The 430-nt window shown below is 70.2% G+C and carries 1 pseudogene; it reads left to right on the top strand.

What is annotated here, in order from left to right:
• Positions 1-430 (top strand): annotated as a pseudogene (locus tag M8J73_RS44330) (HAMP domain-containing protein); the annotation flags it as partial.

Below are 430 nucleotides of genomic sequence, written 5' to 3'. Positions count from 1 at the left end.
GCTCTCGCGCACCGACCCCGGTCGGGTGGACACGCGGGTGGCGCCGATCCCGATCACCACCACGGACGAGATCGGCGAGGTCGCCCGCGCGTTCGACCAGGTCCACCGCGAGGCCGTCCGGCTCGCCGCCGAGCAGGCCCTGCTGCGGGGCAACATCAACGCGATCTTCACCAACCTCTCGCGCCGCAACCAGTCACTGATCGAGGGCCAGCTGACCCTCATCACCGACCTGGAGAACAACGAGGCCGACCCCGACCAGCTGGAGAACCTCTTCAAGCTGGACCACCTGGCCACCCGTATGCGCCGCAACGGCGAGAACCTCCTGGTCCTCGCCGGCGAGGAACCCGGCCGCCGCTGGGACCAGCCCGTCCCCCTCATCGACGTGCTGCGCGCCGCCTCCTCCGAGGTGGAGCAGTACGAGCGCATCGAG

The sequence above is a fragment of the Streptomyces neyagawaensis genome (genome assembly GCF_023516595.1).
GTDB lineage: Bacteria > Actinomycetota > Actinomycetes > Streptomycetales > Streptomycetaceae > Streptomyces > Streptomyces neyagawaensis.
Note: the sequence above shows the minus strand (reverse complement) of the source record. Positions and strands in the feature narration are given on the sequence as shown.